General features: G+C 66.7%; 31 protein-coding genes and 1 pseudogene. 25 read left to right on the forward strand and 7 right to left on the reverse strand.

Annotated features, from left to right (window positions below; genetic code table 11):
* Positions 1-31: 31 nt before the first annotated feature.
* From ABD256_RS02200 to ABD256_RS02285, 18 genes are all read left to right on the forward strand, one after another.
* Positions 32-556, forward strand: coding sequence for a hypothetical protein (locus ABD256_RS02200; RefSeq protein ID WP_344412781.1), 525 nt, complete (start codon positions 32-34; stop codon positions 554-556).
* A 17-nt stretch (positions 557-573) separates the two neighbouring features.
* Positions 574-1,632, forward strand: a complete 1,059-nt coding sequence (locus tag ABD256_RS02205) for a phage major capsid family protein (RefSeq protein WP_344412783.1) — start codon at positions 574-576, stop codon at positions 1,630-1,632.
* Positions 1,633-1,638: 6 nt separating this feature from the next.
* Positions 1,639-1,809, forward strand: coding sequence for a DUF7302 family protein (locus ABD256_RS02210; protein WP_344412785.1), 171 nt, complete (start codon positions 1,639-1,641; stop codon positions 1,807-1,809).
* A gap of 8 nt (positions 1,810-1,817) precedes the next feature.
* Positions 1,818-2,219 (forward strand): Gp19/Gp15/Gp42 family protein, encoded by a 402-nt coding sequence (locus ABD256_RS02215; RefSeq protein WP_344412787.1) that lies wholly within the window; start codon positions 1,818-1,820, stop codon positions 2,217-2,219.
* Complete coding sequence (locus ABD256_RS02220; RefSeq protein ID WP_344412789.1) at positions 2,216-2,569, forward strand: hypothetical protein; 354 nt, start codon at positions 2,216-2,218, stop codon at positions 2,567-2,569. The genes ABD256_RS02215 and ABD256_RS02220 overlap by 4 nt, the downstream gene beginning before the upstream one ends.
* Complete coding sequence (locus ABD256_RS02225) at positions 2,569-2,880, forward strand: DUF5403 family protein (protein WP_344412791.1); 312 nt, start codon at positions 2,569-2,571, stop codon at positions 2,878-2,880. The genes ABD256_RS02220 and ABD256_RS02225 overlap by 1 nt, the downstream gene beginning before the upstream one ends.
* 7 nt (positions 2,881-2,887) lie before the next feature.
* A complete protein-coding gene (locus ABD256_RS02230) occupies positions 2,888-3,319 on the forward strand; it encodes a hypothetical protein (protein ID WP_344412793.1) in 432 nt (143 codons plus the stop codon).
* The gene (locus ABD256_RS02235) at positions 3,310-3,906 is read left to right on the forward strand and encodes a phage tail tube protein (RefSeq protein ID WP_344412795.1); all 597 of its coding nucleotides are present in this window, start codon (positions 3,310-3,312) and stop codon (positions 3,904-3,906) included. Before ABD256_RS02230 ends, ABD256_RS02235 begins: the two co-directional genes overlap by 10 nt.
* 98 nt (positions 3,907-4,004) lie before the next feature.
* Positions 4,005-4,385, forward strand: a complete 381-nt coding sequence (locus tag ABD256_RS02240; RefSeq protein ID WP_344412797.1) for a phage tail assembly protein — start codon at positions 4,005-4,007, stop codon at positions 4,383-4,385.
* The gene (locus ABD256_RS02245) at positions 4,337-4,777 is read left to right on the forward strand and encodes a hypothetical protein (RefSeq protein WP_344412799.1); all 441 of its coding nucleotides are present in this window, start codon (positions 4,337-4,339) and stop codon (positions 4,775-4,777) included. Before ABD256_RS02240 ends, ABD256_RS02245 begins: the two co-directional genes overlap by 49 nt.
* Positions 4,777-7,839 (forward strand): phage tail protein, encoded by a 3,063-nt coding sequence (locus ABD256_RS02250; RefSeq protein WP_344412801.1) that lies wholly within the window; start codon positions 4,777-4,779, stop codon positions 7,837-7,839. The genes ABD256_RS02245 and ABD256_RS02250 overlap by 1 nt, the downstream gene beginning before the upstream one ends.
* Positions 7,840-8,757 carry a hypothetical protein gene (locus tag ABD256_RS02255; protein WP_344412803.1) on the forward strand — a complete coding sequence of 306 codons (918 nt, stop codon included), beginning with the start codon at positions 7,840-7,842 and terminating at the stop codon, positions 8,755-8,757.
* 4 nt (positions 8,758-8,761) lie between these two features.
* Positions 8,762-11,362 (forward strand): hypothetical protein, encoded by a 2,601-nt coding sequence (locus ABD256_RS02260; protein WP_344412805.1) that lies wholly within the window; start codon positions 8,762-8,764, stop codon positions 11,360-11,362.
* A gap of 7 nt (positions 11,363-11,369) precedes the next feature.
* On the forward strand, positions 11,370-12,119 hold the full coding sequence (locus ABD256_RS02265) for a hypothetical protein (protein WP_344412807.1): 750 nt from the start codon (positions 11,370-11,372) through the stop codon (positions 12,117-12,119).
* Between the two features lie 61 nt (positions 12,120-12,180).
* Positions 12,181-12,438: a hypothetical protein gene (locus ABD256_RS02270; RefSeq protein ID WP_344412809.1), complete on the forward strand. Its 258-nt coding sequence runs from the start codon at positions 12,181-12,183 to the stop codon at positions 12,436-12,438.
* A 22-nt stretch (positions 12,439-12,460) separates the two neighbouring features.
* Positions 12,461-13,405 carry a glycoside hydrolase family 25 protein gene (locus ABD256_RS02275; protein ID WP_344412811.1) on the forward strand — a complete coding sequence of 315 codons (945 nt, stop codon included), beginning with the start codon at positions 12,461-12,463 and terminating at the stop codon, positions 13,403-13,405.
* A gap of 8 nt (positions 13,406-13,413) precedes the next feature.
* Positions 13,414-13,650 carry a hypothetical protein gene (locus ABD256_RS02280; protein WP_344412813.1) on the forward strand — a complete coding sequence of 79 codons (237 nt, stop codon included), beginning with the start codon at positions 13,414-13,416 and terminating at the stop codon, positions 13,648-13,650.
* Between the two features lie 275 nt (positions 13,651-13,925).
* Complete coding sequence (locus ABD256_RS02285) at positions 13,926-14,174, forward strand: hypothetical protein (RefSeq protein WP_344412815.1); 249 nt, start codon at positions 13,926-13,928, stop codon at positions 14,172-14,174.
* A gap of 55 nt (positions 14,175-14,229) precedes the next feature.
* On the opposite strand, the gene ABD256_RS02290 is transcribed toward ABD256_RS02285, so the two are convergent.
* The 3 genes and pseudogenes from ABD256_RS02290 to ABD256_RS02300 form a co-directional block, all read right to left on the reverse strand.
* Entirely contained in the window at positions 14,230-15,753 is a 1,524-nt protein-coding gene (locus ABD256_RS02290) for a recombinase family protein (RefSeq protein ID WP_344412817.1), read from the reverse strand.
* Between the two features lie 23 nt (positions 15,754-15,776).
* A pseudogene (locus ABD256_RS02295) lies at positions 15,777-16,484 on the reverse strand (AMP-binding protein); the annotation flags it as partial.
* 71 nt (positions 16,485-16,555) lie between these two features.
* Positions 16,556-17,137, reverse strand: a complete 582-nt coding sequence (locus ABD256_RS02300; protein ID WP_344412819.1) for a TetR/AcrR family transcriptional regulator — start codon at positions 17,135-17,137, stop codon at positions 16,556-16,558.
* A 127-nt stretch (positions 17,138-17,264) separates the two neighbouring features.
* Between ABD256_RS02300 and ABD256_RS02305 the strand changes: the two genes are divergently transcribed.
* From ABD256_RS02305 to ABD256_RS02335, 7 genes are all read left to right on the forward strand, one after another.
* Positions 17,265-17,984 carry an alpha/beta fold hydrolase gene (locus ABD256_RS02305; RefSeq protein WP_344412821.1) on the forward strand — a complete coding sequence of 240 codons (720 nt, stop codon included), beginning with the start codon at positions 17,265-17,267 and terminating at the stop codon, positions 17,982-17,984.
* Positions 17,985-18,031: 47 nt separating this feature from the next.
* On the forward strand, positions 18,032-18,790 hold the full coding sequence (locus ABD256_RS02310; protein WP_344412823.1) for a PhzF family phenazine biosynthesis protein: 759 nt from the start codon (positions 18,032-18,034) through the stop codon (positions 18,788-18,790).
* 20 nt (positions 18,791-18,810) lie between these two features.
* Positions 18,811-19,185 carry a YccF domain-containing protein gene (locus ABD256_RS02315; RefSeq protein WP_344412825.1) on the forward strand — a complete coding sequence of 125 codons (375 nt, stop codon included), beginning with the start codon at positions 18,811-18,813 and terminating at the stop codon, positions 19,183-19,185.
* Positions 19,186-19,213: 28 nt separating this feature from the next.
* On the forward strand, positions 19,214-19,990 hold the full coding sequence (locus ABD256_RS02320) for an ESX secretion-associated protein EspG (protein WP_344412827.1): 777 nt from the start codon (positions 19,214-19,216) through the stop codon (positions 19,988-19,990).
* A 100-nt stretch (positions 19,991-20,090) separates the two neighbouring features.
* A complete protein-coding gene (locus ABD256_RS02325) occupies positions 20,091-20,612 on the forward strand; it encodes a DUF3558 family protein (protein WP_344412829.1) in 522 nt (173 codons plus the stop codon).
* 151 nt (positions 20,613-20,763) lie between these two features.
* Complete coding sequence (locus ABD256_RS02330; protein ID WP_344412831.1) at positions 20,764-21,186, forward strand: hypothetical protein; 423 nt, start codon at positions 20,764-20,766, stop codon at positions 21,184-21,186.
* A gap of 119 nt (positions 21,187-21,305) precedes the next feature.
* Positions 21,306-22,520, forward strand: coding sequence for a hypothetical protein (locus tag ABD256_RS02335; RefSeq protein ID WP_344412834.1), 1,215 nt, complete (start codon positions 21,306-21,308; stop codon positions 22,518-22,520).
* 3 nt (positions 22,521-22,523) lie between these two features.
* Here the strand turns inward: ABD256_RS02335 and ABD256_RS02340 are convergent, their stop codons facing one another.
* Genes ABD256_RS02340 through ABD256_RS02355 form a run of 4 tightly spaced genes read right to left on the reverse strand, consistent with a single transcriptional unit; the run spans position 22,524 to position 26,033 of the window.
* The gene (locus tag ABD256_RS02340) at positions 22,524-23,342 is read right to left on the reverse strand and encodes a metallophosphoesterase (protein ID WP_344412836.1); all 819 of its coding nucleotides are present in this window, start codon (positions 23,340-23,342) and stop codon (positions 22,524-22,526) included.
* A 47-nt stretch (positions 23,343-23,389) separates the two neighbouring features.
* The gene (locus tag ABD256_RS02345; protein ID WP_344412838.1) at positions 23,390-24,187 is read right to left on the reverse strand and encodes an HAD-IIA family hydrolase; all 798 of its coding nucleotides are present in this window, start codon (positions 24,185-24,187) and stop codon (positions 23,390-23,392) included.
* On the reverse strand, positions 24,184-25,260 hold the full coding sequence (locus tag ABD256_RS02350) for a sulfate/molybdate ABC transporter ATP-binding protein (RefSeq protein ID WP_425546364.1): 1,077 nt from the start codon (positions 25,258-25,260) through the stop codon (positions 24,184-24,186). The genes ABD256_RS02345 and ABD256_RS02350 overlap by 4 nt, the downstream gene beginning before the upstream one ends.
* Positions 25,257-26,033, reverse strand: a complete 777-nt coding sequence (locus tag ABD256_RS02355) for an ABC transporter permease (RefSeq protein ID WP_344413463.1) — start codon at positions 26,031-26,033, stop codon at positions 25,257-25,259. The genes ABD256_RS02350 and ABD256_RS02355 overlap by 4 nt, the downstream gene beginning before the upstream one ends.
* Between the last annotated feature and the right edge of the window lie 24 nt (positions 26,034-26,057).

Here is a 26,057-nt window from a genome sequence, read left to right on the forward strand (position 1 = left end):
GGGCGCCTTTTCATGCCCTGGAGGCATTCGCATGTCCGAGACCACCCAGCCGGAAACGACCGAAGGCACCGAGAACACCGCGCCCGAGGCCGGAGCTGGCCGGCAGTCCGAAGACGACCTGCCCGAGTGGGCTCGCACCGCGCTGACCGACGCCCGCAACGACGCGGCCAAGTACCGCGTCCGCGCCCGCGACGCCGCGACCGCGGCTGACACGGCTGCCGCGGATAAGTTCTCCGCGCAGGTCACCGCGCTCTCGGACGAGAAGTCGGCGCTCGCCGCCGACCTGAACACCGCGCGCCTGGACAACCTCAAGCTCCGGGCAGCGCTCGCGGTCGGGATTCCTGGCGAATCCGCCGCAGAGTTCGCCGACCTTCTGAAGGGCGACAGCGAAGAGCAGATCGTGGACCACGCCCAGCGCGTCGCGGCCACGTTCGGAACCGCGTTTTCCGCCATTCCCGACCGTCCGGTTGATCCGGCGCAGGGAATGACGTCTGAGAACAGCGGAAACCCCGACGACGCTTTTCAGGCTTTCGTCCTTAGTCAACTTTCAAGCTAAGGATTCTTTCCCCAACAATGGCAACACTGAACGAACTGAAGCCGACCTCGCCCCAGGAGCAGGCGGCGGGCAAGGTCCAGGGGCGTCTCGCTCACGTCCCGGCGGATCTGCTGCCGAAGGAGATCGTTGGCCCGATCTTCGAGAAGGCGCAGGAAAGCTCGCTCGTGCTCCGGCTCGGCGAGGCCATCCCGGTCAGCTACGGCGAGACCGTGATCCCGATCAACACGAAGCGCCCCGAGGTCGGCCAGGTCGGCACGGGCACCAGCAACGAGCAGCGCGAGGGCGGCGTGAAGCCGGTCTCGGGTCTGGGCTGGGGCTCGCGGTCGTTCTCCCCGATCAAGCTGGCCACGATCGTGACCACCTCGGAAGAGTTCGCCCGCAGCAACCCGCGCGGGCTGTACTCGCGGATTCAGAACGACCTCGCGTTCGCCATCGGGCGAGGCATCGACCTGGCAGTCCTGCACGGCAAGCAGCCGATCAACGGTCAGCCGCTCCAGGGCATCGAGGCCGCGAACGTCCTGGCCAACACGACCAACAAGATCTACCTCGACGAGCCCGAGGACGGTAAGACCGCGGGCGGTAAGCGCAAGGCGCTGGTCGAGCAGGTCCTTGCCGGGTACGACCTGGTTGCGGACAACTCGGCCAATGAGTTCGACGGCTGGGCCGCCGACACCCGCTACAAAGGCCAGCTCTCCCGGGCGACCGTGGTCCGCGACGTCAACGGCAACATCGCCGACCCCGCCGCGGTCAACCTCCGCGCGGGTGTGACCGAGCTGGCCGGCTTCCCCGTGAACTACGGGCGAGCCGTCGCCGGGGACCTCGGCGCCGCGACCGATAGCGGGATGCGGCTGCTCGGCGGTGACTTCTCCCAGCTCCGCTACGGCTACGCCGACCAGGTCCGCGTCAAGGTGTCCGACACCGCGACCCTGACCAGCGGCGGCGAGACGATCTCGCTCTGGCAGACCAACCAGATCGCCATCCTGATCGAGGTCACCTTCGGGTGGGTCGTCGGCTCGTTGGACGCCTTCGTGCGGTTCAACCAGACCGGCTGGACCGCACCTCCGGCGGGCGGCTGAGCGCCCATGCGCCTGATCTCCCCGCACGGCGTGACCGTGTTCGTCTCCGACGAGAAGGGCGAAGGGCTCAAGGGCAAGGGCTACACCGAGGCGCAGGCGGCTCCGGCCGCCCCGCGCCCGGCCCGTCGCCCCCGCCAGCGCCAGGCACCCGCACCTGACGACACCCCCGACGAGTAGGAGAGGCCGTGGCACTGGCCACCGTGGGCGACGTCTCCGCGCGTCTGGGCCGCGACCTCTCCCCAGACGAGGCCACGCAGGTCTCCACCCTGCTCGGTGACGCCGAACTGCTGATCAAAACCCGCATCCCCGATCTCCTCGCACGCGTCGCCGCGGGCACCATCGATTCGGCCGTCGTCATCATGATCGAGGCCAACATGGTCGCCCGCGTCGTCCGCAACCCAGACGGATACGTGCAGGAGACGGACGGCAACTACAGCTACCAGGTATCGACCGCCGTCGCGTCCGGGCGCCTGAGCGTCCTGGACGACGAGTGGTCCTGGCTCGGCATCACGCGCGGGGTGTTCCTGCTCGTGCCGAAGGTCAACATCCCCTGGCGCGACCAGACCGAACCGCGGTGGTGGACGTGAGCCTGCTCGACAAGGCCACCGAAGACGTCGTGGTCTACCTCGAAGAGGTCACCACCGACTCGGACGGCAACACCATCACCCGCCCCTCGACCACCGGGATACCGGCACGGGCGATGATCCAGCTCCAAGCGCAGTCCGGCACCAGTGCCCGGCGCAGCGAGCAGGACAACGAGGGCTTCGAAACCGAAGCGGTCTACCGAGTGCGGTTCCCCCGGGCCTTCCCGCACGTGCTCGGCGCCCAAGCGCGGATTTCCTGGCGCGGGCAGTACTGGGCCGTCATCGGCGACGCGCAGATCTTCAACGGCTCGCCGCGAACGCGGCACCTCGACTACACCATCAGGCGGACGTAATGGCTCGACGAGTAACCGGCGTGCGGGTCTACGGCAACGCCGCCGAAGTCGCCGCCCACGAGCTGGGCGTCCGCGCGGCCGTCGCGGAGCAGGCAGTCAAGATCGGCGTCCGCGCCGAGATGCGCCTAGCCGCGCACCGCGACACCGGCCACGCCGAGATCGAAGTCAGCAAGGGAACCAAGGGCGTCGACAGCTTCGTGTCCCTTGTGGACGACGCCGCGATGAGCATCGAGTTCGGGCACCGGCACAACCGCTCTGGCGAGTTCGTCCGCGGCCTGTACATCATCACCGGGGCCGCTGGCCTCGCATAGGAGTTCCGTGGTCGACCGCACGATGCCACGGGTCCAAGAAGTGCTCTTTCCGGTACTGCGCGCGAAACTGCCAGGTGTTCAGGTTGTGTCCTGGGTTCCCGACGTGGACTACCGCGCGTTCCCGATCCTCGAAGTCCGCCGCCTCGGCGGGCTCCCGCGAGACGTCCGGCGGCTCGATAGGCCGGTCATCGAAATGACGGCCTACAGCCGTGGCGGACTCGTGGCAACCGAGAACCTGCTTCTTGATGCCCGTCAAATCATTTGGGACATGGTTGAGAATCAAACTCTGACTCCAGCCGGATATCTCCATTCGTACTTCGAAACGATGGGTCCGACTCAGTTTGATTCTCCCTTCGATGACTCATGGCGAGTTCAGTGTCTAATCCAGCTCGCCGTGCGTCCTCCTAAGACTAGGGAGCAAGACGCCGAATGGCGCTGAACGACAACGCGGTTCTCACAGCCGCGACCGGATACATCTTCACCGCCCCCGAGGGCACCACACCACCCACGCCGCAAGCGGTCGACTCCTTCGACCCTGCGACCGGATTCCCCACCTGGAACAACATCGGCCACACGTCGAGGGATGACCTGCCGGAGTTCGGGTACGAGGGCGGCGATACCGAGACCAAGGGAACGTGGCAGTCCGAAGCGCTGAAGACCGTGGTGAAGGAAGCCGCGGTCGACTACGTGACGTGGAAGCTGCACCAGTTCGACGAAGAGGGCTTGAGCCTGTACTACGGGCAGACCAACGGCTCGACGACCACGGGCGAGTTCAAGGTCACCGGCACGGGCGCCGCCACCCGGCGCGCTCTGCTCATCGTGATCGTGGACGGCCCGACGAAGATCGCGTTCTACGCCCCGAAGGTCGACATCCGTCGCTCCGACGCGATCGAGCTGGCCGTGGACGAGTTCTCGAAACTGCCGCTGCGCGCGACGTTCCTCAAGGACACCACGAAGAACGAGCTGTTCCGCTGGATCAGCCTCGACACCGGGGTCAACCCGGCAGACCCGCCCGCAGGCGGCTGACATATCCGGGGGCGCGGTGATCGTGGCGGACCTGCCGCGCCCTCTCTCATCTTCCCGGTCCGCTTTCCCTTATAGTTTCGAAAGGTTCGCCACCCTTTATGTCCACTCTGTACACCCTGGACAAGCTCCGTGAAGACGTCGACCGGGAGTTCGCCCCGCTGAAGATCGCGGTCGGCGACGCCACCTACGTCCTGCGGAACCTGCTGCGGATCGACGAGACCGACCGCGACGCCGTCATGGAAGCCATGAAGGACGTCGAGGCCGCTGCCGCCGACGAGGACACCGAGACCGAAGCCGACCTCGACGACGTCAAGAAGTTCACCGCCGCCATCAACTTCGTCCTCGCCACCGTCACCGCGGACGGCAAGGGCGCCAAGCTCATCGAGGCGTTCAACGGAGACATGATGGTCGCGATGAAGGTGCTGGAGCTGTGGTCGGAGGCGACCCAGCCGGGGGAAGCGCGGAACTCGCCCGCCTGATCGACAGGTGCGGCGAGGAAGTCACCGCGGATCTCCAGCAGTACTACGGCATCGACGTCGCCGACGTCCTTCGCGCTGACGCGCGGCTCTCGCCGCGCCGAGCCCTGGTCCTGCTTCGGCAGCTTCCCCCGGAGTCCGCGACGTTCGCGGCTCTGCGCGGCGGAAGCGAGTTCCGGGGCTGGGGACCAGACCGCTACCTCATGGCTCAGCTCGTCGATTCCGTACGAGAGAACACTTTTGCGTTCATCTCGGCCAACTCGAAACGCAAACCACAAGCCCCCGAACCCGTCGAGCGCCCTGAGCGCTACACCGAACGCACCCGGGGCAAGAACAGCTTCCGCGCCCTGGCAACCGCCTTCCTCGGCGCTCGCCGAGCCAAGAAGGGGACCTGATGGCAGCCAAGGGACCAGGCGGCAAGGAAGTCGCACGGGTCTCCGTGCGCGTCGTGCCCGACTCGTCGAAGTTCCCGAAAGACCTGGAAAAGGATCTCAAGGAGCAGTCCGGCCACGAGATCGAAGTACCGGTCGACCTCGACACCAAGGCGGCCGAGGCGCACTTCAAGGCGTTCAAGGAAGCACTCCAGCGGCAGAAGATCGAAGCGAAGGTCAGCCTCGATGCCGGGCCGATCAGTCGCGTCGCCGCCAGCATGGACCGTGCCCGCCGGCCACTGGCCGGTATCGGCGCGCTGATGGAGGGCTGGGCGCGGTCCCTGCGGAGCGTCGGGCAGTCCGCCGAGCGCACCGCCAACGCCATCGTCCGGGCTCGCCGGGAAGCCGCCGCCGCTGCGGCCGAGACCCTGCGCTGGGTCGGCTGGATGATCAAGTTCACCCTCACCACCGACAACGCCCGTAAAGCGTGGGCCTCGCTCACGGGCTCGGTCAAGAAGCTCGCCAGCGAGATCCGCCAAGTCCCGATGCTGCTCGCGCTTGTCTCGCGCTACCTCGCGCTGTCGGCAACAGCCGCCGGCCGACTGGCGAAGACCCGCATCACCGGGTTCGTCTCCGCGCTGTTCAGCGGCCGGACCTACGCCGAGGCGTTCTACCGCTCGATGGAGCGGGTCGCCGTCTTCGGCGCCCGCACCGCGGACGCGTTCGACCGGCTTCGCCGGATCAAGCTCTCCGACGTCGGCCGAGCCCTGCGCGGTATCGGCACCGCTGCGGCGGGAGCCGTGCGCGGGGTCAGCCGCCTGGGTAAGAGCTTCGTCAGCAGCCTCGGCAAGGGCATCGGCAAGACCTTCGACGCCACGGTCAAGGGCATCGGCTCGGCCATCAAGTCCGGGTTCTCCGGCGCGGCCAACATCCTCAGCTCCGTCGCCTCGGGCTTCGGGAAGATCTCCACGTCGATGCTGCTGGTCGGCGCCATCGTCTCGATCATCGCGCCCCTGGTCGGGCTCGTCTCGACCCTGCTGGCCGGCATCCCGTCCCTGGCGCTCGCGGCAGGCGCCGCGTTCGCCGCGATCTATCTCGGTCTCGACGGCATCAAGCGTGCCGCGAGCGGCCTCAAGCCGCTGGTCGACAAGCTCAAAGCGTCGCTGTCGGACACCTTCGACAAGGCGCTGACGCCAATCTTCAAGCGGCTCGCCACCGTGTTCCCGACGCTCGAAGCCGGGCTCACCTCGGTCGCCAAGGGCCTCGTCCCGCTCGCCGCCGGATTCACCAACGTCGTCACCTCGGCGTCCGGGATGAAGCAGATCCGCACCATCCTGGACAACACCGGCAAGTTCTTCGCCTCACTCCAGCCGATGGTCGAGAACTTCATGAGGGCCTTCCTCACCCTCGGGGAAGTCGGCTCCCAGTCCTTCGGCGTGCTCGCCGGGGTACTCAACACCTTTGCCGCGAACTTCAACGCGATGGTCCAGCGGCTCAAGAACTCCGGCCAGCTCACGGCCGCGCTCGAAGCACTCGGCAAGGTCACCGGGGCACTGCTCGACATGTTCACCCGACTTTTCGAAGCCGGAGTTCAGGCGATGGGGCAGATGGGTGGACCACTGTCCACTTTGATCACTGCACTGACCAACGCGTTCGTCGCAATGACACCCATCCTGACCACGATCTCCAATCTTCTGTCGAACGTGCTGGGTGCTGCGCTCAACGCGATGGTGCCGGTCCTCACCGCGCTCACGCCCGCGTTCCAGCTCCTCGGCAACATCGTCGGAACGCTGCTCGTCGGCGCGATCCAGGCAGCCATGCCGATCCTGACCACCATCGCGAAAATTATCGGCGAAATGGTTTTGCTTGCTCTAAAGGCAATCGAACCGATTCTGCCGCCGCTGATCGCGTTCCTGACCCAACTGGGCCAGATCGTCGGGACCGCGCTGCTCCAGGCGTTCACCGCAGTCTCGCCGCTGCTCACCCTGGCCGCCCAGTTCCTCACCCAGATCCTCCAAGCGCTCATGCCGATCCTGCCCGCGATCGCGGAACTGGTCAGCGCCGGGCTTCAGGTGTTCATCGACATCCTGTCCGCGCTGATGCCCCCGCTGATCCAGCTTGCCCAGGCGATCTTCCCCGTGCTGGTCGACGTGGTGAAACAGTGCGTTCCGGTGTTCCTCGATATCGTCAAGGCGCTCACCGACCTGATGCCGATCATCACCGACATCGTGCTGGCCGTGGGCCAGGCGCTCATGCCGATCTTCCAGTCACTCTGGAATCTGGTCAAGGAAATCTGGCCGTCCATTAAGGACATCATCGAAGGCGCCCTGACAGCGATCAAGGGAATCATCGACTTCGTCATGGGCATCATCACCGGTGACTGGGATAGAGCCTGGAAGGGAATCCAGACACTTCTCGACGGCGTCTGGCAAATGATCAAGGGCGCCCTCGAAGCCGGACTGAAGGCAATCGTCTGGCTGTTCACCGACTTGCCGATGAACCTGCTGCGAGCGCTGGGAAATCTCGGCGGCCTGCTGCTGGGCGTCGGCAAGGATCTGCTCGTCGGCCTGTGGAACGGCATCGCCGGAGCCGCAGACTGGTTGTGGCAGAAGGTAAAGGAATTCTTCTCCTGGCTGCTTCCCAACTGGGTCAAGGACATGCTCGGCATCAACTCGCCGTCGAAGGTGTTCGCCGACATCGGCAAGTGGATTCCGCCCGGCCTGGCCAACGGCATCGACGCCAACGCCCGCGTCGCGGCCGACGCAGCCAAGACCCTCGCCTCCGGCGTGGTCGACGCCTTCTCCATCAACGGCGACGCCCGCCAGTACGGCAAGGCCGTCGCCGCGGACTGGGCCGCCGGGCTCAACTCCAGTCAGCCGGTCGCGCTCGCGGCGGTCGACGACATGGCCGCGCTGGTCAACGACGGCGTCTCCGCGCAATGGCGTGGCCAGGTCTCCGCGGACGGCTTCGGCTCGATCGGAGACAAGGTCGCCGACGCACTGTCCGGCTGGAATGTCCAGATCGACAAGTTCGGCCTGGCGAGTCTCGTACGGAACGCCAACAGCCGCAACGAAAACGGAAGGTAGATGGCGAACGTACCCGTGTTCTGGCTCGGGCCGCTCGGCCGGCTGGTGCCGCTGGGCTGCCCCGAGTCGGGGCTGTCGAATTCGATCCAGATGCAGGCCGCGGTGAACACCTCGGTCAACATGCACAACACCGTCGACCTTCAGGGGTTCCGGCGCACGTGGACGATGGACCAGGCGTGGCTCGACGAGAACGACGTCAGCGCACTCGAAGCGATGTTCACCGGCATGATCATGCCGCCGCTGAGGATCATCGACCCCCTCAAGACCAACCGCTTCCGCCCCTCCGTCGCCGTCCCGCGCGTGACGTCGCTGTGGAACGGCGGACTCGAAAGCTGGGCGCTCACCCGGGGCGAAGGCACGGTCAAGCCGCTGCCCAACCCCGGGCACCCCGACTTCACCTACGCCGACGAGGGCCGCTCAGTGGCCTACCGGCCCGACAGCGGCGTGACCTGGAACCCGTCCAAGGACGGCGCCGTGCTGTACCCGAACGGGCCGCGCCGCGCCAACGGCGCCCTGCGGAAATCCACCGTCGACCCCGTCCTGCCCGGCGAGGTGATCACCGTGTCGTTCTGGCTCAAGACCACCGGAACCGGCACCGCGACCTTCGGCCTGTCCACCGTGGCCCCCGATCTCACTGGGAGCTTCGGCACCGCGCTGACGTTTAACAACACCGCCTGGCAACGACTCCACCTGACCTACCCCGTTCCCGAGGACGGCTCGGTCATCGGGCTCGCGCCCTACTTCTCCGGTGCAAACGCCCTCGACGTCCAGATCGGCCCCGGCCAGCTCGAAGCGGCCAGTGAACCGAGCCCCTGGCAGGCCGGATACGGCGCACCGGAAGTCGTCATCACCCAATTCGACTCGGTCTCACCACGGTTCCCGCTGGTGACCGCCTCCCTGACCATCTTGGAGCTATAAGCCCGTGTTCACCCACCCCGACTCCGCGGTCAACGCCGCGCTCGTCGAGGCGCTGTTCGCATCAGCTCGGGAGATCGGCGACAGCATCAGCTTCGACTGGAGTCGCAACAACACCTTCGACCACGAGTTCGCCGACCTGAGCACACTCGTCACCGAGGTCGAGCTGGAGCGCCCCGCCCTGGTGACCGACCTGCCCGAAGGTGTCAACACGATCCAGGGCTACTCCTCAGCCGAGCTGCGCGTGACCCTCAAAGGCGCCCGCGACTCCGAAGAGCTGCCCGTCTCCGAGCTGCTGTCCCCGTTCTTCGCACACGGGCCGTTCTACAACCGCGACCTCACCGGCACCGCCGTGCGGTACTGGAAAACCGTCTACACCGACGCCGGGCCGGTCGAGGTCCGCCAGTTCACCGGGCTCGTCCGCGATATCCAATTCAACCGCAAGGACGAAACGGTTGAGCTGCTGTGCTCCGACATCGTCCGCTGGGCCAACGCCGACGTCACCCTGCCGCACTGGGCGATCGACAAGAGCGGAACCGAGAAGTGGGAGATCGGCGCCGCGCGCCCAATCAACGCGTCCTGGGTCGTGACCGAATGTCTGCGGCAGGCCGGCACTCCCATCGGACCGCTTCCCCGCCCGGACGCCACGGTGTTCATCAGCGGCAACGGCGCGCTCCTGCCCTCGGTCGGCGGGAAGTTCCACGCCTCGTTCATCCAGACTGATCAGCACGTCTTGCCCACCAAACCGGAGGGGATCTGGAAAGACGGCAAGTACGGCCCGGTCCTCAAGCCGATCAAGGCGGACGGCAGCGAAGGCGCCGCGAGCAGTTGGACCAGCGGCAAGCGCATGGCGCGGGTACCGCGCAACGGCTCCACCGACGCGCCGCTCAACGTCGGATTCAACGCCTGGTGCGAAAGCGATGGCGCCGCGACCAACAGGCCGCACCCGGGCGACGACCCCGCCAATGGCAACTTCGCCTACCTCGAAGGACACTTCCAGTACTTCAGCCTCGACGACGCCCCCAACCCGAACCTGATCTTCCAGGTCGGCCGCAACGGGCAGGTCTACTTCGCCGTCATCACCACCACGGGTGAGATCTTCAAGTGGACCTGGAAGTACCAGCCCAAGGGTTGGCGCTACTACGACCTCAACGTCCGATTCACCAGTAGGTCGATCACGCCCGTGCTGACCGTGGACGGCGCACTGGTGCCGCTGCTGACCGGAACCCCGGCCACGAAGGGTTTCACCTACGGCGCGTACCCGGGCACGGACGGGCTCCCGTCGCACCGCCTGTTCGTTTTCGATCCCTCGCAGCACTTCCAGGTGTACGCCGGTCCTCCCAGCGGAGCTGACGCCGCCGTGTATCTGCCTGGCCAGGAACACCCGCCCACGACGGCGGACGGGCTGCCCTACGTCGACTTCCGCGGCTGTGTCGCCGAGCTGTCCTTCCTCCCTGACACCTGGCACGACAAGGTGTGGACGGTCCTTCAGAAGGTTGCCGCCGCCGAGTTCGCCGCGCTCTACACCAACGAGTACGGCCAGCTCATCTGGCGCCCCCACGCCGAACTCAGAGCCAGTACGCCCACTGCCCCGCAGGCGTCCTACACCGTGGCCAACCTCCTTGACATGATCGTCAACCCGTCGCTGGACCAGTACAAGAACGCGATCGAGCTGGCCTACGTCGACCGCAACCAGGAACCCGCCGACGCCTGGACCCCGGACAGCGGGCTCTCGTTCCTCGTCCCCGATGACGGTCAGTGGCATTACACCGACCGCGTCCGGATCGAAGACGCCGTCCAGTTCGCAACGGACATGGTCTACCTCTGCGGACGCGATCCCAACGAGATCAAGGCGGGCACGGTCGACCAGACCGAACTTCAGCGGCGAATCACCCGCGAGTTCAACGAGATGATGCGGCGGGACCACTCCACGACGACCGCTGTCTTCGCCGAGGACGTCAGGCGCGACGGCGTCAACGCCGCGCCCACGCCCAGTACCGACCTGCGCGATTGGAACTCCAATACCGCGGCGAGCCCGGTCAAGCTCGAAGCCTGGGTCATACCCGACCTCGACCAGCGAAACGTCCGGATCAAGGCGCGCGTCACCTCCGACAGCCGAACCGCCGGCCTCTACGTCGGCGCCAACGTCCTGCTCGGCAGCTACGGCAGCGACGTCCCGAACCCGACTCTGACCGTGCGGGCCACGTCCTACAGCGACCCGCGAACGAACTGGTACTCGGTGGAGGATGCCTCCGGGGTCGCCGAACGGGGACGGTTCACGCTGATCCTGGACGCGAACGACTGGCGCCAGACCATCGGCACGGCAGCCGCTGTCGCTCCGCAGCTCCTCGACGACACGACCGTGCCCGCACCGATCATCACCAACCTCTCGCTCCCGTGCGACCCGCGTCTTCAGCTCACCGACGTCATCGGCCTGACCTCCGGCTCCGGCATCACCGGTGCCATCAGCGCCCAGGTGGTCGGCATCCGCCGCGCGGCACGCGGCTCCAACGACTCGATCGACGTCCGCGTACTCCGCACCCCCTCGAAGTGGGCGCTCGGCGCCCCCGGCGCGAGCGAACTCGGCCAAACCACCTACCTCAACTAGGAACCACGTGGTCAGCTACCCCATCCAGCAGCAGAGCGACGGCGCCCTGATCGACGAGAAAATCTGGAACGACAACGTCGATGCGCTCAACGACCTCAACACCCGCACCACCGCAGCAAAGTCCACGGCGGACGCCGCCAGCACCACCAACACGGCGCAGGACACCCGGCTCACCGCGCTGGAGACGAACCAAGGCACTCGTGGTTCCCTCGCTGCGATCTACCCCGAGATCCAGAACCTCAGGAACGTCGCCCTTAGTGGCAACACGGGCAACGCCGCCCTCGACACTCGGGTCACGGCCCTGGAAGGAGCCGGGCTTCTCCCGTACTCCGGCGGTCGATGGGTGAACACAAGCGACGGAGTCCCAGTGGCACAGAACGCGAAAGTGCCCTTCCCGACCAACAGGACCACCGCTACCGGAGTCACCGCCAACGCGAACTTCGACACGTTTACCGTTACCAACGCGGGACGGTACGACGTCTCGGCGAACATCCACTTCAATGCACCGACAGCAAATACCACGATGTGGGCCTGGATCGGACGTGGTGGTTCAGTCGACCCCCGATGGAGCCTGAACGTCATCCCCATCTCAGTGTCTGGCTTCTATGCATTCGCTGTCTCAACGCTGAACCTCACGCTGACCGCGAACGACACCGTTTCGGTCTACGTCTGGTACTCCGCAGGGACAGTCACCGTGAACCCGACCGGTACCGGATTTCGCGAAGCCACGAACTTTGCCATTCGTCGCGTCGGCTAACCGTCCTGGCTACTCGTTGCTCGTCGGACCGTTCTGCCCGCTCTGGAAGGAAATCCGTCACATGACCACCCCGACCGACGAGCCCGGATTCCTACTCCGGATGATCTTCGACAAGCTCGATGGCATCGACCGCAAGTTGGACGGCCACGCCGAAGACCTGGCCTCGCAGCGCGTCGAGATCTCGAATCTCAGATCCCGTTTGGACAGTATCGAGAACGACACACGCGCGAAGGATTCCGCGCGCCGCGCGCTCTGGACAGCCGTCCTCACAGCGCTCGTCTCCGCCGCTCTGACCATTGCCCAGCTCGTCTACCGCTGACCCACCCGGAAAGTGATCAATAGTGCCGAAAGGCATCGACGTCTACACCAAGTACCAACGAGTCAAGAACTGGCACGCCGTTCGCGCAGCCGGATACGAATACGTCTACATCAAAGTCAGCGATGGTGAACAAGACCGGCCCGACAACGGCTACGCACAGGGAGCGAAGAACGCCACCCTACGAGTTGGGGCCTATCACTACGCGCAGCCCGGAAACCCGATATCACAGGCGAACCGGCTGATAACCCGCGCAATCACTCTCGGCGCCACAGATCTTGCACCGGCACTCGACCTCGAAGCACCCTTCATACCCAGTGTCAGCGCAGCGAGCTTCGCATCCCGGTTCTTGACCCACGTGAAGGCCCGCGGATTCCGCCCGTGCCTATACGCCAACAACTCGATGCTCACGAGCGTCCTTCCCGCCATCCGGGCCGCGGTGCCGGACGTCGTTGTGTGGGTCGCCCGCTACGGCGCCGCACCAACCGTTCCGTACCACCTTTGGCAGTGGTCGGACAGAGGACAGGTCCCCGGGATCATCGCCGGTTCCGTCGACCTGAACCAGGGGCAAATCCCTTTGAATAACGGAGTCGCCTCTCTGGCTCCGAGGAAGGCTTTCAGTGACATGGCGACGACTCAGCTCCAGCCAACCATGCTGCCAAACGGCAACCTGCGGTATCACGCACCATTGGCACTGTGGGACAAGGTAGCGGGGTACTACCTCGCTATCTCGGGCGGATGGGGCGGCACAGACCAATTTGAGGTCTTCATCAAGAAGGCGGACGGGTCATACATTGGCTCGTCCGCCGAGATCCCCTCCGGGACCTTCAACAAGGCACTCAAGGCGAGCCTCGCCACCGACGACACCCACTGGCTAGGTATCCCGTTCGGCGCCCAGTCGATCAGCGTCGAAGTAGACCCCGGCCAGAACTCCGTCCCATCCGTCGCCCTGTTCACCGACCCCAAGTAGAGAAGCCCATGGGAAACCTGCTCACCAAAATCCGCTCCACCGAACCCGCCGCCTTCGCCGAGTTCGTCCGTGCTGTGCTCGCCGCGCTCGTCGGCGCCGGCTGGCTCACCATCGACGACACCACGATCAACACCGTGGTCTCCGTCGTCGGCCTGCTCACCTCGTTCGTTCTCACGCACTTCGTACGCAAGAACGTGATGCCCGTGACGGATTTCAAGGCGGGCGAGCATCGGCCCAGTTCTTGACGCCGTTCCGCCGCCACGTCGCTGCCGAGAACGGCAGTGCAGAAGCCGACACCAAGTAACAAAAGGATAACGCTCCACGCGTTCGGGGTAGTCGGACCCCTCCTTCAATCACGCTACGTGTCGGTAGTCACTCGACAGTGAATCATTATCAGAACACGCAAGAGGTCGCCTGCCACTCCGTCGAGTGAATCTGCACCAATTGGTACTTAGTCGTAATTCTGGGCGTGATAGGATGCCGCTAGCGCACTGCTCAAGTTTTGAGCATGATGTGCGCTATGGCTCTGCCCTCTCCGGATGCCGGATCGCAAGATGTCGGCGCTCTTGCCACCGACCCGCCGCTCTGGCGCTTCGCCTTCCAAGCATTCTCCGGACGATGCGTGCCGTTCTGGATAACCCTCTGGTTGCTGCTTCTCCTCAGCGGCCTGCTAGCACTCGGCTGGCTTGTCGGTCCGTGGGCACCTGGCGCGCTCGGTGCGCTCGGCCTAGTCGGCGGTGTTATCAAAAAGGCCCGCGTTAAGCGCTGACATGTGAAAAAGCCCCCTGCCATAAGGCAGGGGGCTTTTTCACGTCCTCACCCAGTCACGACGAGGATGCTTGTCGCATCCGATCCTTCATGTCGTCTGGCACCTCGACAGCCCACTGGTTCGGCTCGTGAAGCCTGAACACCACGCCCGCCTCCGTGAGCAGCTTCCTGCGACGTTCGACCTCTGCGGATGCCCAGTCTTCCGCGTAGGTAGTTCCGGTCGGTTCATAGATCCAACCCGCTACTCGGCTTGGGAGAGCGCGGAGCACATCGCGCCGGGCGATCAACGCACGCATTTGGTCGCGGTATCGCGCCTCGTCTTCCGGTCCGGAGAACAGGCCGAGCGCGCGGTCTTCGCGCAACGACTCAATGGTCTGCTCAACCTCAGCCAACTCGTAGCTGTGGTCCTCGCCCGGCTGGAACACCCGGCGCAGCACGACGAGAGACCCGCAGTCCTCAAGGAAGGTCTGAGCCACGATCTCTTCGGCGTCGTCGGCCCGAATCGATACGCCAAGACACGCTTTTGGACTTCTCCCGCAAACGTAGTACCGGTGCGTCTTCCCGGCCGGCGTCGTCTGCGAGCGCTGACGCAAGCTCGCGCCGCACTCGCCGCACTTCCCGACCCCAAGGAGAGGATTCGTGCTGTGGCGTCGCTTCCGGGGTTCTCCAGATCGTTCCTTGAGTAGTCCCTGAAGCTGGTCCCACACCTCGCCGGAGAACGTCGGAGGCCCCACACGGACGGGCCTCCCCTCGTCGTCGAGAACGGGCTTGCCGTTCGCCAGCTTGATGCCTTGGGTAGCGAGGGACGTGAGAATGCGCATGAGCTGGTTCACAGTCCAGGACTCGCCCTGCGGCTTCTCGCCGCGCTCGACACGTCGCTGATCCCGCGGTGTAAGCACCTTCTCATCGTTCAACGACACCGCGATGTTCGTCATGGACTGGTCCTCGATCAGGAGCCGACGCTCCACGACGTCATGTACGACGGGTTGCGTCACGGGGTTCAACGCGAGGGCCTTGCCCGTGCCGCTTGGATGGTCAATGACGATGTGGGTGTACGGAGCAATGCCCCAGCCCCAACGGTCGGTCGGCCGGAGGAACCTCACCCGCGATTGGGCACGCTGGACGAACCGTCGTCCCTCCAACTCGGCGAACATCGCCGAGAGAATCAGGAAGATCTTCGCAAGCATGACCGCGAAGGGGTCCTGCTCGTCCTGTGGATGGAAGAAGTCGAGCTTGAGCCCGTCGTCAACCATGACGAGGATCTTGTTGTTCTGCTCAGCCCAGTGGGCTAGGTCGGTTGCGTCCTTCGCCGACCGGAACAAGCGGTCGGTCTTCGCAACCACCAACGCATCCCACTCGTGCGCCCTATCGTTGAGCCAAGGGCCGAGGTCTGGCCGGTCCCAGGGGGACGTGTTCAGCGCCGAGACATCGAGGTCTTCGAAGCTGCCGACGAGGTCCCACCCTTGATTGGCCGTGTACTTCGCGCCGGTTTCATGCTGGTCAAGATGACTGGTCTTCTCACTACCCTGGACATGCGATACGCGGGCGCCTGCGATGGCCCTCACCTGGCGGTTCTCCATGTACGAAGTGTACCGATCTACTGGTAGAACGGCACCGGGATGCAGACGCGGTCCGCCTCCGTGTAACCGCACAGCTCACCGACGAAGAACCCGTTGTTCAGGATGTTGTGGTGGCTCAGGGTGGCGCCCTTGGGGAAGCCGGTGGTGCCCGAGGTGTACTGGATGTTGATCGGGTCGTCGGCCGTGAGCGTCGCCGAAATCTCGTCCAGCTTCGCGACGTCACCCCGCTTTCCCTTGTCCAGCAAGGAGTTCCACGCGTCCCCGCCCAGCAGCACGACCTGCTCCAGCGCCGGGCACTTCGGCCGCGCCGCCTCGATCATGCCCGCGTAGTCCGAGGTCTTGAAGCGCTCGGCCGCGACGATGAGCCGGATCCCCGCCTGGTTCAGCACGAACTCCAGCTCGTGCGAACGGTACGCCGGGTTGATGTTGACCAGTATCGCGCCGATCTTCGCCGTCGCGTACTGCGTGAGTGTCCACTCGGCACAGTTCGGCGCCCAGATGCCGACGCGGTCGCCCTTCGCGATCCCGGCGTCCACCAGGCCCAGCGCCAGCGCGTTCACGTCGTCCGCGAGCTCGCGATAGGTCCAGCGCCTGCCCGCGGCGCGGTCCACGAGTGCGTCGCGATCGCCGAAGGCCCGCACCGTGCGGTCGAAGTTGCCGCCGATCGTGTCACCGAGCAGGGCGACGGCGGAAACTCCCGAGGCATAGCTGGGAACGGGCGCGACCGGCATGGTGCCTCCTGAAGTCGACGATGACTGGACGGGAGTCTAGGAACCGCGCACCGGCCTGGCCACCGCGCGCGTCACCGCGGCCGCCGCAGCCCCGCGATGAGGAGCCCGACCAGCCGGCGCGCGTCGTAGGGGATCTTGGCGCCGGCACCCGCGCAGAGGCCACCCACACCGCGCATGAGCTCGTAGGCGTCCTGGCCAGGGTCGATCTCGCCCGAACCGGCCGCGGCCGCGAGCAGTTCGGTGCAGACGGGTCCGAGCCGGTCGAGGAAGTAGGAGTGCAAGGGGTCGAAGCAGGGGTCGTCGGACTGCAGCACCCCGGCGAGCCCGAGCTTGGTGACCAGGAAGTCGACGAACAGGTCCATCCACCGCACCAGCGCGGCGTGCGGGCTCTGCTCGCTCGCCAGCAGCGCCGGACCCGCCTCGGCGAGTGCCTCGACCTGGTGCCGGTAGACGGCGACGATGAGATCCGCCCTGGTCGGGAAGTGCCGGTAGATCGTGGCCGTCCCGACACCGGCCTCGGCCGCGATGTCGCGGATCGGCGCTTCCACGCCCGAGCTCACGAAGATCGCGGCGGCCGCGTCGAGCAGGGTCTGCTCGTTCCGTCGCGCGTCCGCCCGTTTGGGCCGGGCGACGCGCCCACCGCTGTCGCTCACACTTCAGTCCCTTCACGGCCTAGCTAAACGGGACACTGTCCCGTATCGTCAAACGGGACGGCGTCCCGCTTCTTTCCCATCATGTCAGACGGGGAGCACGCCGTGCACGACTGGAGAGCTGACACCCATGTCGACCTATCTACTGGTCCACGGCGCCTGGCACAGCGGGCGGGCCTGGGAGCGGGTGGTCCCGCTGCTGACCTCGGCCGGGCATCGCGTGCTCGCGCCCTCGCTGACCGGCTACGGCGACCGGGCACACCTGCTCGGCCCCGAGGTGGGGCTCGACACGCACGTCGACGACATCGTCCGGCTGATCACCGAGGAAGACCTGACCGAGGTGGTACTCGTCGGGCACAGCTACGCCGGACTGGTCATCTCGGCCGCGGCCAACCGGGTCCCGGACCGGATCGCGCGGTTGGTCTACCTCGACGCGATGGTCCCGGAGGACGGCGAGACCGCCGCCGATGTGATGCCGGGGACCAAGATCCTGATCGACGCCGCCGTGCGATCCGAAAGCGGCTGGCGGGTCCCGCCGCTACCCGAGTTGCCGTCGGGCCTGTTCGGCGTCACCGATCCGGCGGACGTCGCCTGGCTGCGCGCGATGCTGTCGGACCAGCCGGTGCGCTGCCTCCAGCAACCGGTCCGGCTGGACAACCCGGCAGTGCGCGCGATCCCGCGAGCGCACATCCACTGCACCGTCGGCAAACCGGAAGGCATCACCCGGCGTCCCGTCCCCGCGGTGCAGCCCAACGGCACGCCGTCCGAGGTGCGGGAACTGGCCACCGGGCATGACTGCATGATCACCATGCCGGCCGAACTCACGGAACTGCTGCTCGGACTCGGCTGACCGCGCGGCGGGCAGCAGGCCGCGACGGCCGGGGCTACCGTGCTCCCATGCGCCTTTACCTCGTCGATGCGTTCACGCACAAGGCTTTCACCGGGAACCCGGCCGCGGTGGTCCTGCTGGACGAACCGGCCGATCCGGCGTGGATGCGGTCCGTGGCCGCCGAGATGAAGCATTCGGAGACCGCGTTCGTGGTCACCGGCGGGGACGGTCCGCTTCCGCTGCGCTGGTTCACTCCCGCGGCGGAAGTGGACCTGTGCGGCCACGCCACCCTCGCGACCGCGCACGTCCTCGGCGGTGACCAGGTGTTCGACACGCACGGCGGCCAGCTCCGCACCCGCGCCGACGCGGGCTGGATCACGATGGACTTCCCCGCCGACACGCTCGCCGAGACGGGCGAAGACCTCTCCGCGGCACTGCCCGGCGTCACCATCGAATTCATCGCGAAGGGCAGCGAGAACCTCTTCGCGGTGCTCGGGGACGCCGAAGACGTGCGCGGGCTGCGGCCCGATCTGGACGCGATACTCGCGACGTCCACCGGCCGCCTGGTCGTGACGGCGCCCGGAGCCGGGGACGCCGATTTCGTGAGCAGGTTCTTCGGGCCGGGCGTCGGGGTGCCGGAGGATCCGGTGACCGGGTCCGCGCACTGCCTGCTCGCGCCCTACTGGTCGCAGCGCCTCGACCGCACCGACCTCGTCGGCGAACAGCTGTCCGCGCGCGGCGGCACGGTCAGGACGACCGTCCGCGGCGACCGGGTCGAACTGTCCGGACAGGCGGTGACGGTCGTCACCGGCGAGCTGCACGTCTGAACCACGGGCACACTGACTTCGTGAACGCGATACTGAACGTCATCTGGCTGGTGTTGTGCGGCATCTGGATGGCGATCGGCTACGTCGTCGCGGGCATCATCTGCTGCGTGCTGATCATCACGATCCCGTTCGGCCTCGCGTCGTTCCGGATCGCCGGTTTCGCCCTGTGGCCGTTCGGGCGGACGCTGGTCGACCGCCGCGACGCCGGGGTGTTCTCCCTGATCGGGAACATCCTCTGGATCATCTTCGGCGGGCTGTGGCTGGCGATCGGCCACATCGTCACCGGCTGCCTCCTGTGCATCACGATCATCGGAATCCCGCTCGGGCTGGCCAACTTCAAGATGGTGCCGGTTTCGCTGATCCCGCTCGGCCGCGAAATCGTGCCGGTACCCTGAGTGCGGAGACGACTACGGGGGGAGCACCGTGCCGGAAGAGTTCGCGCTGTCGCTGACGGAGGTCGAAGCCGTCGTCGAACGGACCGGGCTGCCGCGCAACTGGCAACCGTTCGAAATCCTCAGCGCCGGGCTCACCATGACCGCGCACCGGCAGGCGATGGACGAGGCGTGGGACGCGTTGCGGGCGCGCGGCCTCGCCTCCGGTGACAAACTCGATCCCGATGTCGAGGACACCGTCCGGGCGTGGACGAAACCGGACGTGCTGATCGTGCTGTACGCCGACCAGTTCCTCAAGGGCCAGCCGAGGGTGTTCTACCGGGCCACCATCGCCGGCGGGCTCGGCGTCTTCTCCGCCGCGAAGGACCCCGGCGTGCTGTTCCGCCAGGTCAAGGCGGATCGCTTGGTCGACAGCGTGATCGGCTCGCTGCCCGACTACCGGCCCGTACCGCTGCGGGAGGTGACCGTCGTGACCGGTGGCCCCACCCCGGAGCCCGGCGACGACGACCCGGTACCCGGCCTCATCGTCGACCCCGGCCCACGCCGATCACGCCGCGACGACGACTCCCGCGCCTTCAGCCAATGGCCCATGCACCGAGCAGGCGCACTCGACCTGTCCCTGCGAACCACCGCGGGCGGCACACTCGCCCACCAGGGCACCGGCCTGTTCTTCGACACCGAAGGTGGCCGCTTCGCCATGTTCAACACCCCAGCGGGCAACGGCCAAACCCGAAGACGCCTCATCCCGACGAACGGCTCGCACCTGCGCAACTGGCTGCACAACACCATCGAAGAATCCCGGCGATGAGGCCGCCGAATCCGGCGGACCTCATGTCCGGAACACCGGAAAACAGCTAAAGTAACTAGCCGAACACGCAGCGAACACAGACAGTCATCGCGAGGGGCAGATGAGCAAGGTATCGCGGTTCGTCCTGGCGGCAACGCTCGCCCTCGCCGCAGGCGGCTGCTCGACAGCCGTCCAGGGAACACCGACCCCGTCGAACCCAGCGCCGCAAGCCGGCAGCTCAGAGGCCAACCCGTTGGCCAGCGTCGTTTCATGCGATCTACTGGGGAAAATCCTGCAAGGCCTAGACTACCCACCCGCGGCTCCCGACATCATCAACAAGAAGCAGGCCTGCTCAACACATAAGCCAGGTGGGGCAAATGTGTTGTTACAAGTAAGTCCTGGTTTCGCATACGATGAACGCCGCACCAATCCAAGCAAGACCAAAGTCGGCGACATCCATGGCCGCAAAGCCATACAAGTCAGAGATCTCGGCGGAGCGCCGCGTGGTTGCGATGTAAAACTCGAAGTCAAACCCCACTCAAATGTTAGCATTACAGTAATAAGCGAAACAACTACCGAGCAAGACTGTTCGCTGGTAGACGAATTGGCCACTCGCCTGGAACCAATGCTTCCGAAGATTTAGTCGACATGGACTTTCGATGCCAAAACAAATCGCAAGCCAGGGAGGGTAGATGAATTCGGACGCAAATTGGACCTCAGCGCCCCCGACCAGTCCGCCTACGAGCAACCCGTCAACGGGATCCACCTCAGGATTTCATGCCGAGGAAAGCCCAGTGTCTGGCATGTCGCCACTCGACACGGACAAAGTCAAGCGATTCAACGCCGGCGCACACGACCTCAAAAGGGAAGCAGAAAGTGGCGGCTTCGCAATCAACGAGGACGGGCTCAACCTCTACAAGAAAGCTTGCGAAAAGTTTATCAACGAATGGTCCGAAGTTCGATCTCGACTCTGGGGCCTGGGAGACAAGGCCCCACTTGGAGACTTTCCTTACGCGGACGCAGTAGCCGACTTCAATGTCAAGGCGGCAATTGATGGCAGCGACGCGCTTATTCCAAACATAGATCTTATGGTCGACGGCTACAAACAAGCCCTCGAAGCGCTGGAGATCGCCCACAGGAATTACGCCAGAAAAGATGAAGAGAACAATCTCTGCTTTGCCAGAATAAATCAACAGATTTTGGACGGTACAGCATGACCGACGAAGGGTACATTCCACCCCCAAAGGGGAGTATCGTCAGGGTAATTCCAACCCGCGAAGGCGCGCCTGCATCCGACGCGAACTACGATGCAAATTCTCACGACGACCTTTACAAGATGATCAACAACAGGCTAACCCCAGACGATATCGCCGGACGAGGCGCCGTTGTCGATGGTTTGACCAACTGGTTAGCTGACGGTTCACGCCAGGTGGACGAAGCCGTCACCTCCACGCAGACGGAGTGGCAGGGCGAAGCCGCCCGGAAAGCACACGGATTCTTTCAAGAAACGTCGAACTGGGGAAACGAGACTGCGGATGCCTCGAATTCGATGGCTGAGCAGTTTCGCCACCAAGCCAACGTGGCAACGACGGCTAAGAACACGATGCCGCCGCCCAGCGGGTTCAACATCGGTAACGAGTTCGACAAGGCCCGCGAGCGGGTCGAGAACGGTGAGATCTTCGAGGCGTCCGACATCTACGGCGACATCGGCAAGCGCGCGGCCGAGGCGGAGGCGCAGCGCCAGCAGGCCGTGCAGGTCATGCACACCCTTGACCAGGGGTACCACGAGGCGGCCAGTACGCAGCCGTCGTTCGCGCCGCCGCCGACCATGGGGGGCGGCGGGGCGCCCGCGGGTGGCGGCGGCGGTAACTGGGGTTTCACGGGATCGGGTGGCGGCGGGATCGCGCCTCCCCCGATCAGCGGCGGGGGCGGGATCAGCGCGCCCGGCGGTGGCGGCGGCCCGGTTCCGCCGGTCAGCCCGTTCACCGGTGGCGGACCGGCGATCGGCGGCGGCGGTGGCGCTCAGCCCGTGCCGCCGCGCGCTCCGCTCCCACCCGTCGTGAAGCCGCCCATCAGCGGCCCGATCGGCGGCGGCACCGTCCTGCCGGGAAGCACGCTCGACAAGGGCGGCGACACCACGCGCTCCCAGCGGCCGGGCACCAGCTCGGCAGGGTCCCGCGTCTCGGGCGGCGGGTTCCGATCCGCGCCGGGAGGCGGAAAGCCGGGCAAACCCGGCGAAAGCGCGGGCAGGTCCGGCAAGTTCGAAAGCGAAGGCAAGGGTGGCAAGGCCGCACCCGGCCGTTCCACCGGCGCGGGCGAGCCGAACAAGGCCAACGCCATCGAACGCGGCGCGGCCGCCGCGGCGGGCAAGGCAGGCAAGCCCGGCGCGAGCGGCATGGCCCCCGGCGGTGCGGGCAAGAACAAGGAAGACGACAAAGAGCGCAAGTCCAAGTACGTCGTCAACGACGACCCCGAAGAAACGTTCGCCGTGCTCCCCGACCGCGGCCCCGACGGCGAATCCATCGTCAACCCCGTCATCGGCGAGAAGTAACGATCAGTCCTCGGGCTCGTACGGCAACGAGACCACCAGGCACGGACCACCGACGAACAGGCCGCCGTCGATCCCGAGGACCTTGCCGCCCGCGTACAGGTACGGCTCTTCGATCTGGGTCGGGTGGATCCCGAGCTGGTCGGCGATGACGCTGTGCCCGTGCACGATCCGCTCGCCGCCGAGCTGGTCCATCAGGCTCTGCGCGACCTCGGCGCCGTCGGGGCCGCGGAACGCGTAGCGCGTGGTCATGCGGCGCCACACGTCCCACCATTCGGCGAGGTCGTCGCCGGCGAGGATCTCGCCCGCGGTCTCGTTGACCTCGTCGATGGTGGAGCCCCAGTCGAGGTACTCCATCGTGTCCGAGTGCATCAGCAGGTGGCCGGCGGCCTCGGCGAGCAGGGGCCGGGTGCTGAGCCATTCGACGTGCTCGGGGGTGAGCCCGTCCTGGTCGGCGAGCAAGCCGCCGTTGATCTGCCAGCTGCGGGCGAAGCTGCGCGGCCCGAAATCGGACGGCACGTCGGTGTCGCCGAAGTGGTACATGCCGAGCAGCAGGATCTCGTGGTTGCCGAGCAGCGTGCGGACGGTGCCGCCCGCCTCCGCCGCCTGGTCCTGCAGGCCCATCACGAGGTCGATCACGCCGATGCCGTCCGGGCCCCTGTCGACGAAGTCGCCGAGGAACCACAGATGGGCTTCGCCACCGGCCCAGTCGTCGGACGAGTCCAGCAGACCCCGTTCCCGCAACGCCCCGGCTAACCCGTCCCGGTGCCCGTGCACATCACCGACGACGTAGGTCGGCGGCACGGGCGGCTGATCGTCACTCACCCCACGACGATAAGCCCTGGTGACCGGGGCAGCGGTGTCAGGTGAGGTCACCTCGGCCCGAACGGATCGCCGGTGCGGCCGACCAGGTCGGCGATCGAGTCGATGACCCTGGTCGGCCGGTACGGGTACCGGTCGGCGGACTCCCTGGTGGAGATCCCGGTGAGCACCAGGATCGTCTGCAGCCCCGCCTCGATCCCGGAGTGCACGTCGGTGTCCATCCGGTCGCCGATCATCAGCGTGCTCTCCGAATGGGTGCCGATCGCGCGCAGTGCGGAGCGCATCATCAGCGGGTTCGGCTTGCCGACGTAGTACGGCTGACGCCCCGTGGCGCGCTCGATGAGGGCGGCGATGGACCCGGTCGCGGGCAGCGAGCCCTCGAGGCTGGGGCCGGTGGCGTCGGGGTTCGTCGCGATGAACTTCGCGCCGCCCTCGATCAGCCGGATCGCCCTGGTGATCGCGCTGAAGCTGTAGGTGCGGGTCTCCCCGAGCACCACGTAGTCGGGGTCGCGTTCGGTCAGCACGTACCCGGCCTCGTGCAGGGCCGTGGTGAGCCCGGCTTCGCCGATGACGAACGCCGAGCCGTTCGGGCGCTGCGAGGCGAGGAACTTCGCGGTCGCCAGCGCCGAGGTCCAGATCGACTCTTCCGGCACGTCGAGACCGGTGCGCATCAGGCGGGCGCGCAGGTCGCGCGGGGTGTAGATGGAGTTGTTGGTGAGCACGAGGAACGGGATTTCGTTCTCGCGGAGTTCGGCGAGGAACTCGTCGGCGCCCGGCACGAGGTGCTCCTCGTGCACCAGCACGCCGTCCATGTCGGTCAGGTATGTCCAGCGGCCCTCGGTCGTCATGGTGCTGAACCTACCGCCGCCGGCGCGGGATGCACGGCCACGGTCGTCGCCTTCACCGCGAGCCGGACCACCACGCCCGGCTCCAGCCCCAGGTCCGCCACCGCCGCCGGGGTGAGGTCGGCGGTGAACGCGCCCGCGCGCAGCCGCACCACCGGGCCGTGCGGTTCGAGCGCGCTGACCTCCGCTTCGATGGTGTTGCGCGGGCTGCCGTGCGCCCGTCCCGCGTAGACGGCGACGGCGTTCGGCGCGAACACGGCGACCGCGGGCTGCCCCGCCACCGTCTCCGCCGCGAGCATGCCCGCGATGACCGTGCCGTCCTCGGCGCGCAGGCCCTCGGGCACCGCGGTGCCGCTGATCAGGTTCAGCCCGGCGATCCTGGCCGTGAACGCGGTCCTCGGCGCGGAGAGCACTTCCTTGGTCGGCCCGCGCTCGACGACGTCGCCGCCGGAGAGCACCAGCACGGTGTCAGCCAGGGTGAGCGCGTCCAGCGGGTCGTGGGTGACGAGCACGGTGGCGCGGTCGCCGTCGCGCAGGATCCGGCGCAGCAGTGCCCGGATGGCGGGCGCCGCGTCGACGTCGAGCGCGGCGAACGGCTCGTCGAGCAGGAGCAGGTCGGGTTCGCCCGCGAGCGCGCGGGCGATCGCGACCCGCTGCGCCTGCCCGCCGGAAAGCTGGGCGGGCTTGCGGTCCGCCAGCCCCGCGGCGTCCACTTCGGACAGCCATCGCGCCGCCACTTCGCGTGCCTGCCTGGTGGGCACGCCCTTCGCCTTCGGCGCGAACGCGACGTTGTCCACCACGGACAGGTGCGGGAACAGCAGCGGGTCCTGCGCCAGCAGGCCGACGCGGCGGCGGTGCGGCGGCACGTGGACGCCGTCGCCGGTGAGCCTGCGCCCGGCCAGCACCACCTCCCCGCGGCCGGGCCGCAGCAGCCCGGCGAGGCAGGCCAGCACCGTGGACTTCCCCGACCCGTTGGGCCCGAGCACCGCGAGCACGCCCCCGGCGGGCACCTCGAACCCGGCGTCGAGTTCGAATTCGCCGCGCCGCACCGCGATGTCCACGCGCAGCCCGGTCACGCCCTGACCCCTTCCAGCGAGCGCGGCCTCGCCACCGCGATCACCACGACGGCGACCACGATCAGCAGCAGCGCGAGCGCGACGGCACTGTCTATATCGGCCTCGGCCTGGTTGTAGACCTCGAGCGGCAGCGTCCGGGTCTCCCCTTCGAGGCTGCCGGCGAACGTGATCGTCGCGCCGAACTCACCCAGCGCCCTGGCGAAGCTCAGCACCACACCGGAGCCGAGCGCGGGCAGCAGCAGCGGCACGGTGACGCGCCGGAACACCGTCCACGGCGGCGCGCCGAGCGTCGAGGCGACGCGTTCGTACCGGTCTCCGGCGCCGCGCAGCGCGCCTTCGAGGCTCACCACGAGGAACGGCATCGCGACGAAGGTCTGCGCGATCACCACGGCCGCGGTGGTGAACGGCACCTGCACACCCATCACGGCGTCGAGCACGTAACCGAGGAAACCCTTGCGCCCCAACAGGTACAGCAGGGCGAGGCCGCCGACGACCGGGGGCAGCACGAGCGGGAGCAGCACCACCGCGCGCAGCACCCGTGTCCCGCGCACCCGCGAGCGCGCCAGTACGACGGCGAGCGGCACGCCGAGCACGACGCACGCCACGGTGGACAGCGCGGCCGTTTCCAGCGAAAGTCGCAGCGCCCGCAGCGACGACGAGGACGTGACGAGTTCGGGGAACCGGCTCAGGTCGCTGCGGGTGAGCAGCCCGGCGACCGGCAGCACGACGAGCGCGAGCGCGACGGCGGCCGGGATCCACAGCACCCACGGCACCGCGCCGCGCGGTGTGCGGCTGTC

The organism is Amycolatopsis minnesotensis (assembly GCF_039529815.1).
Taxonomy (GTDB): Bacteria; Actinomycetota; Actinomycetes; order Mycobacteriales; family Pseudonocardiaceae; genus Amycolatopsis; species Amycolatopsis minnesotensis.

Bases quoted from the DNA above. Each gene is read 5' to 3' on its own strand.
- ABD256_RS02200 (WP_344412781.1), top strand. From the start codon at position 32: ATGTCCGAGACCACCCAGCCGGAAACGACCGAAGGCACCGAGAACACC.
- ABD256_RS02205 (WP_344412783.1), top strand. From the start codon at position 574: ATGGCAACACTGAACGAACTGAAGCCGACCTCGCCCCAGGAGCAGGCG.
- ABD256_RS02210 (WP_344412785.1), top strand. From the start codon at position 1,639: ATGCGCCTGATCTCCCCGCACGGCGTGACCGTGTTCGTCTCCGACGAG.
- ABD256_RS02225 (WP_344412791.1), top strand. From the start codon at position 2,569: ATGGCTCGACGAGTAACCGGCGTGCGGGTCTACGGCAACGCCGCCGAA.
- ABD256_RS02235 (WP_344412795.1), top strand. From the start codon at position 3,310: ATGGCGCTGAACGACAACGCGGTTCTCACAGCCGCGACCGGATACATC.
- ABD256_RS02240 (WP_344412797.1), top strand. From the start codon at position 4,005: ATGTCCACTCTGTACACCCTGGACAAGCTCCGTGAAGACGTCGACCGG.
- ABD256_RS02250 (WP_344412801.1), top strand. From the start codon at position 4,777: ATGGCAGCCAAGGGACCAGGCGGCAAGGAAGTCGCACGGGTCTCCGTG.
- ABD256_RS02255 (WP_344412803.1), top strand. From the start codon at position 7,840: ATGGCGAACGTACCCGTGTTCTGGCTCGGGCCGCTCGGCCGGCTGGTG.
- ABD256_RS02270 (WP_344412809.1), top strand. From the start codon at position 12,181: ATGACCACCCCGACCGACGAGCCCGGATTCCTACTCCGGATGATCTTC.
- ABD256_RS02280 (WP_344412813.1), top strand. From the start codon at position 13,414: ATGGGAAACCTGCTCACCAAAATCCGCTCCACCGAACCCGCCGCCTTC.
- ABD256_RS02285 (WP_344412815.1), top strand. From the start codon at position 13,926: ATGGCTCTGCCCTCTCCGGATGCCGGATCGCAAGATGTCGGCGCTCTT.
- ABD256_RS02290 (WP_344412817.1), bottom strand. From the start codon at position 15,753: ATGGAGAACCGCCAGGTGAGGGCCATCGCAGGCGCCCGCGTATCGCAT.
- ABD256_RS02305 (WP_344412821.1), top strand. From the start codon at position 17,265: ATGTCGACCTATCTACTGGTCCACGGCGCCTGGCACAGCGGGCGGGCC.
- ABD256_RS02310 (WP_344412823.1), top strand. From the start codon at position 18,032: ATGCGCCTTTACCTCGTCGATGCGTTCACGCACAAGGCTTTCACCGGG.
- ABD256_RS02325 (WP_344412829.1), top strand. From the start codon at position 20,091: ATGAGCAAGGTATCGCGGTTCGTCCTGGCGGCAACGCTCGCCCTCGCC.
- ABD256_RS02335 (WP_344412834.1), top strand. From the start codon at position 21,306: ATGATCAACAACAGGCTAACCCCAGACGATATCGCCGGACGAGGCGCC.
- ABD256_RS02345 (WP_344412838.1), bottom strand. From the start codon at position 24,187: ATGACGACCGAGGGCCGCTGGACATACCTGACCGACATGGACGGCGTG.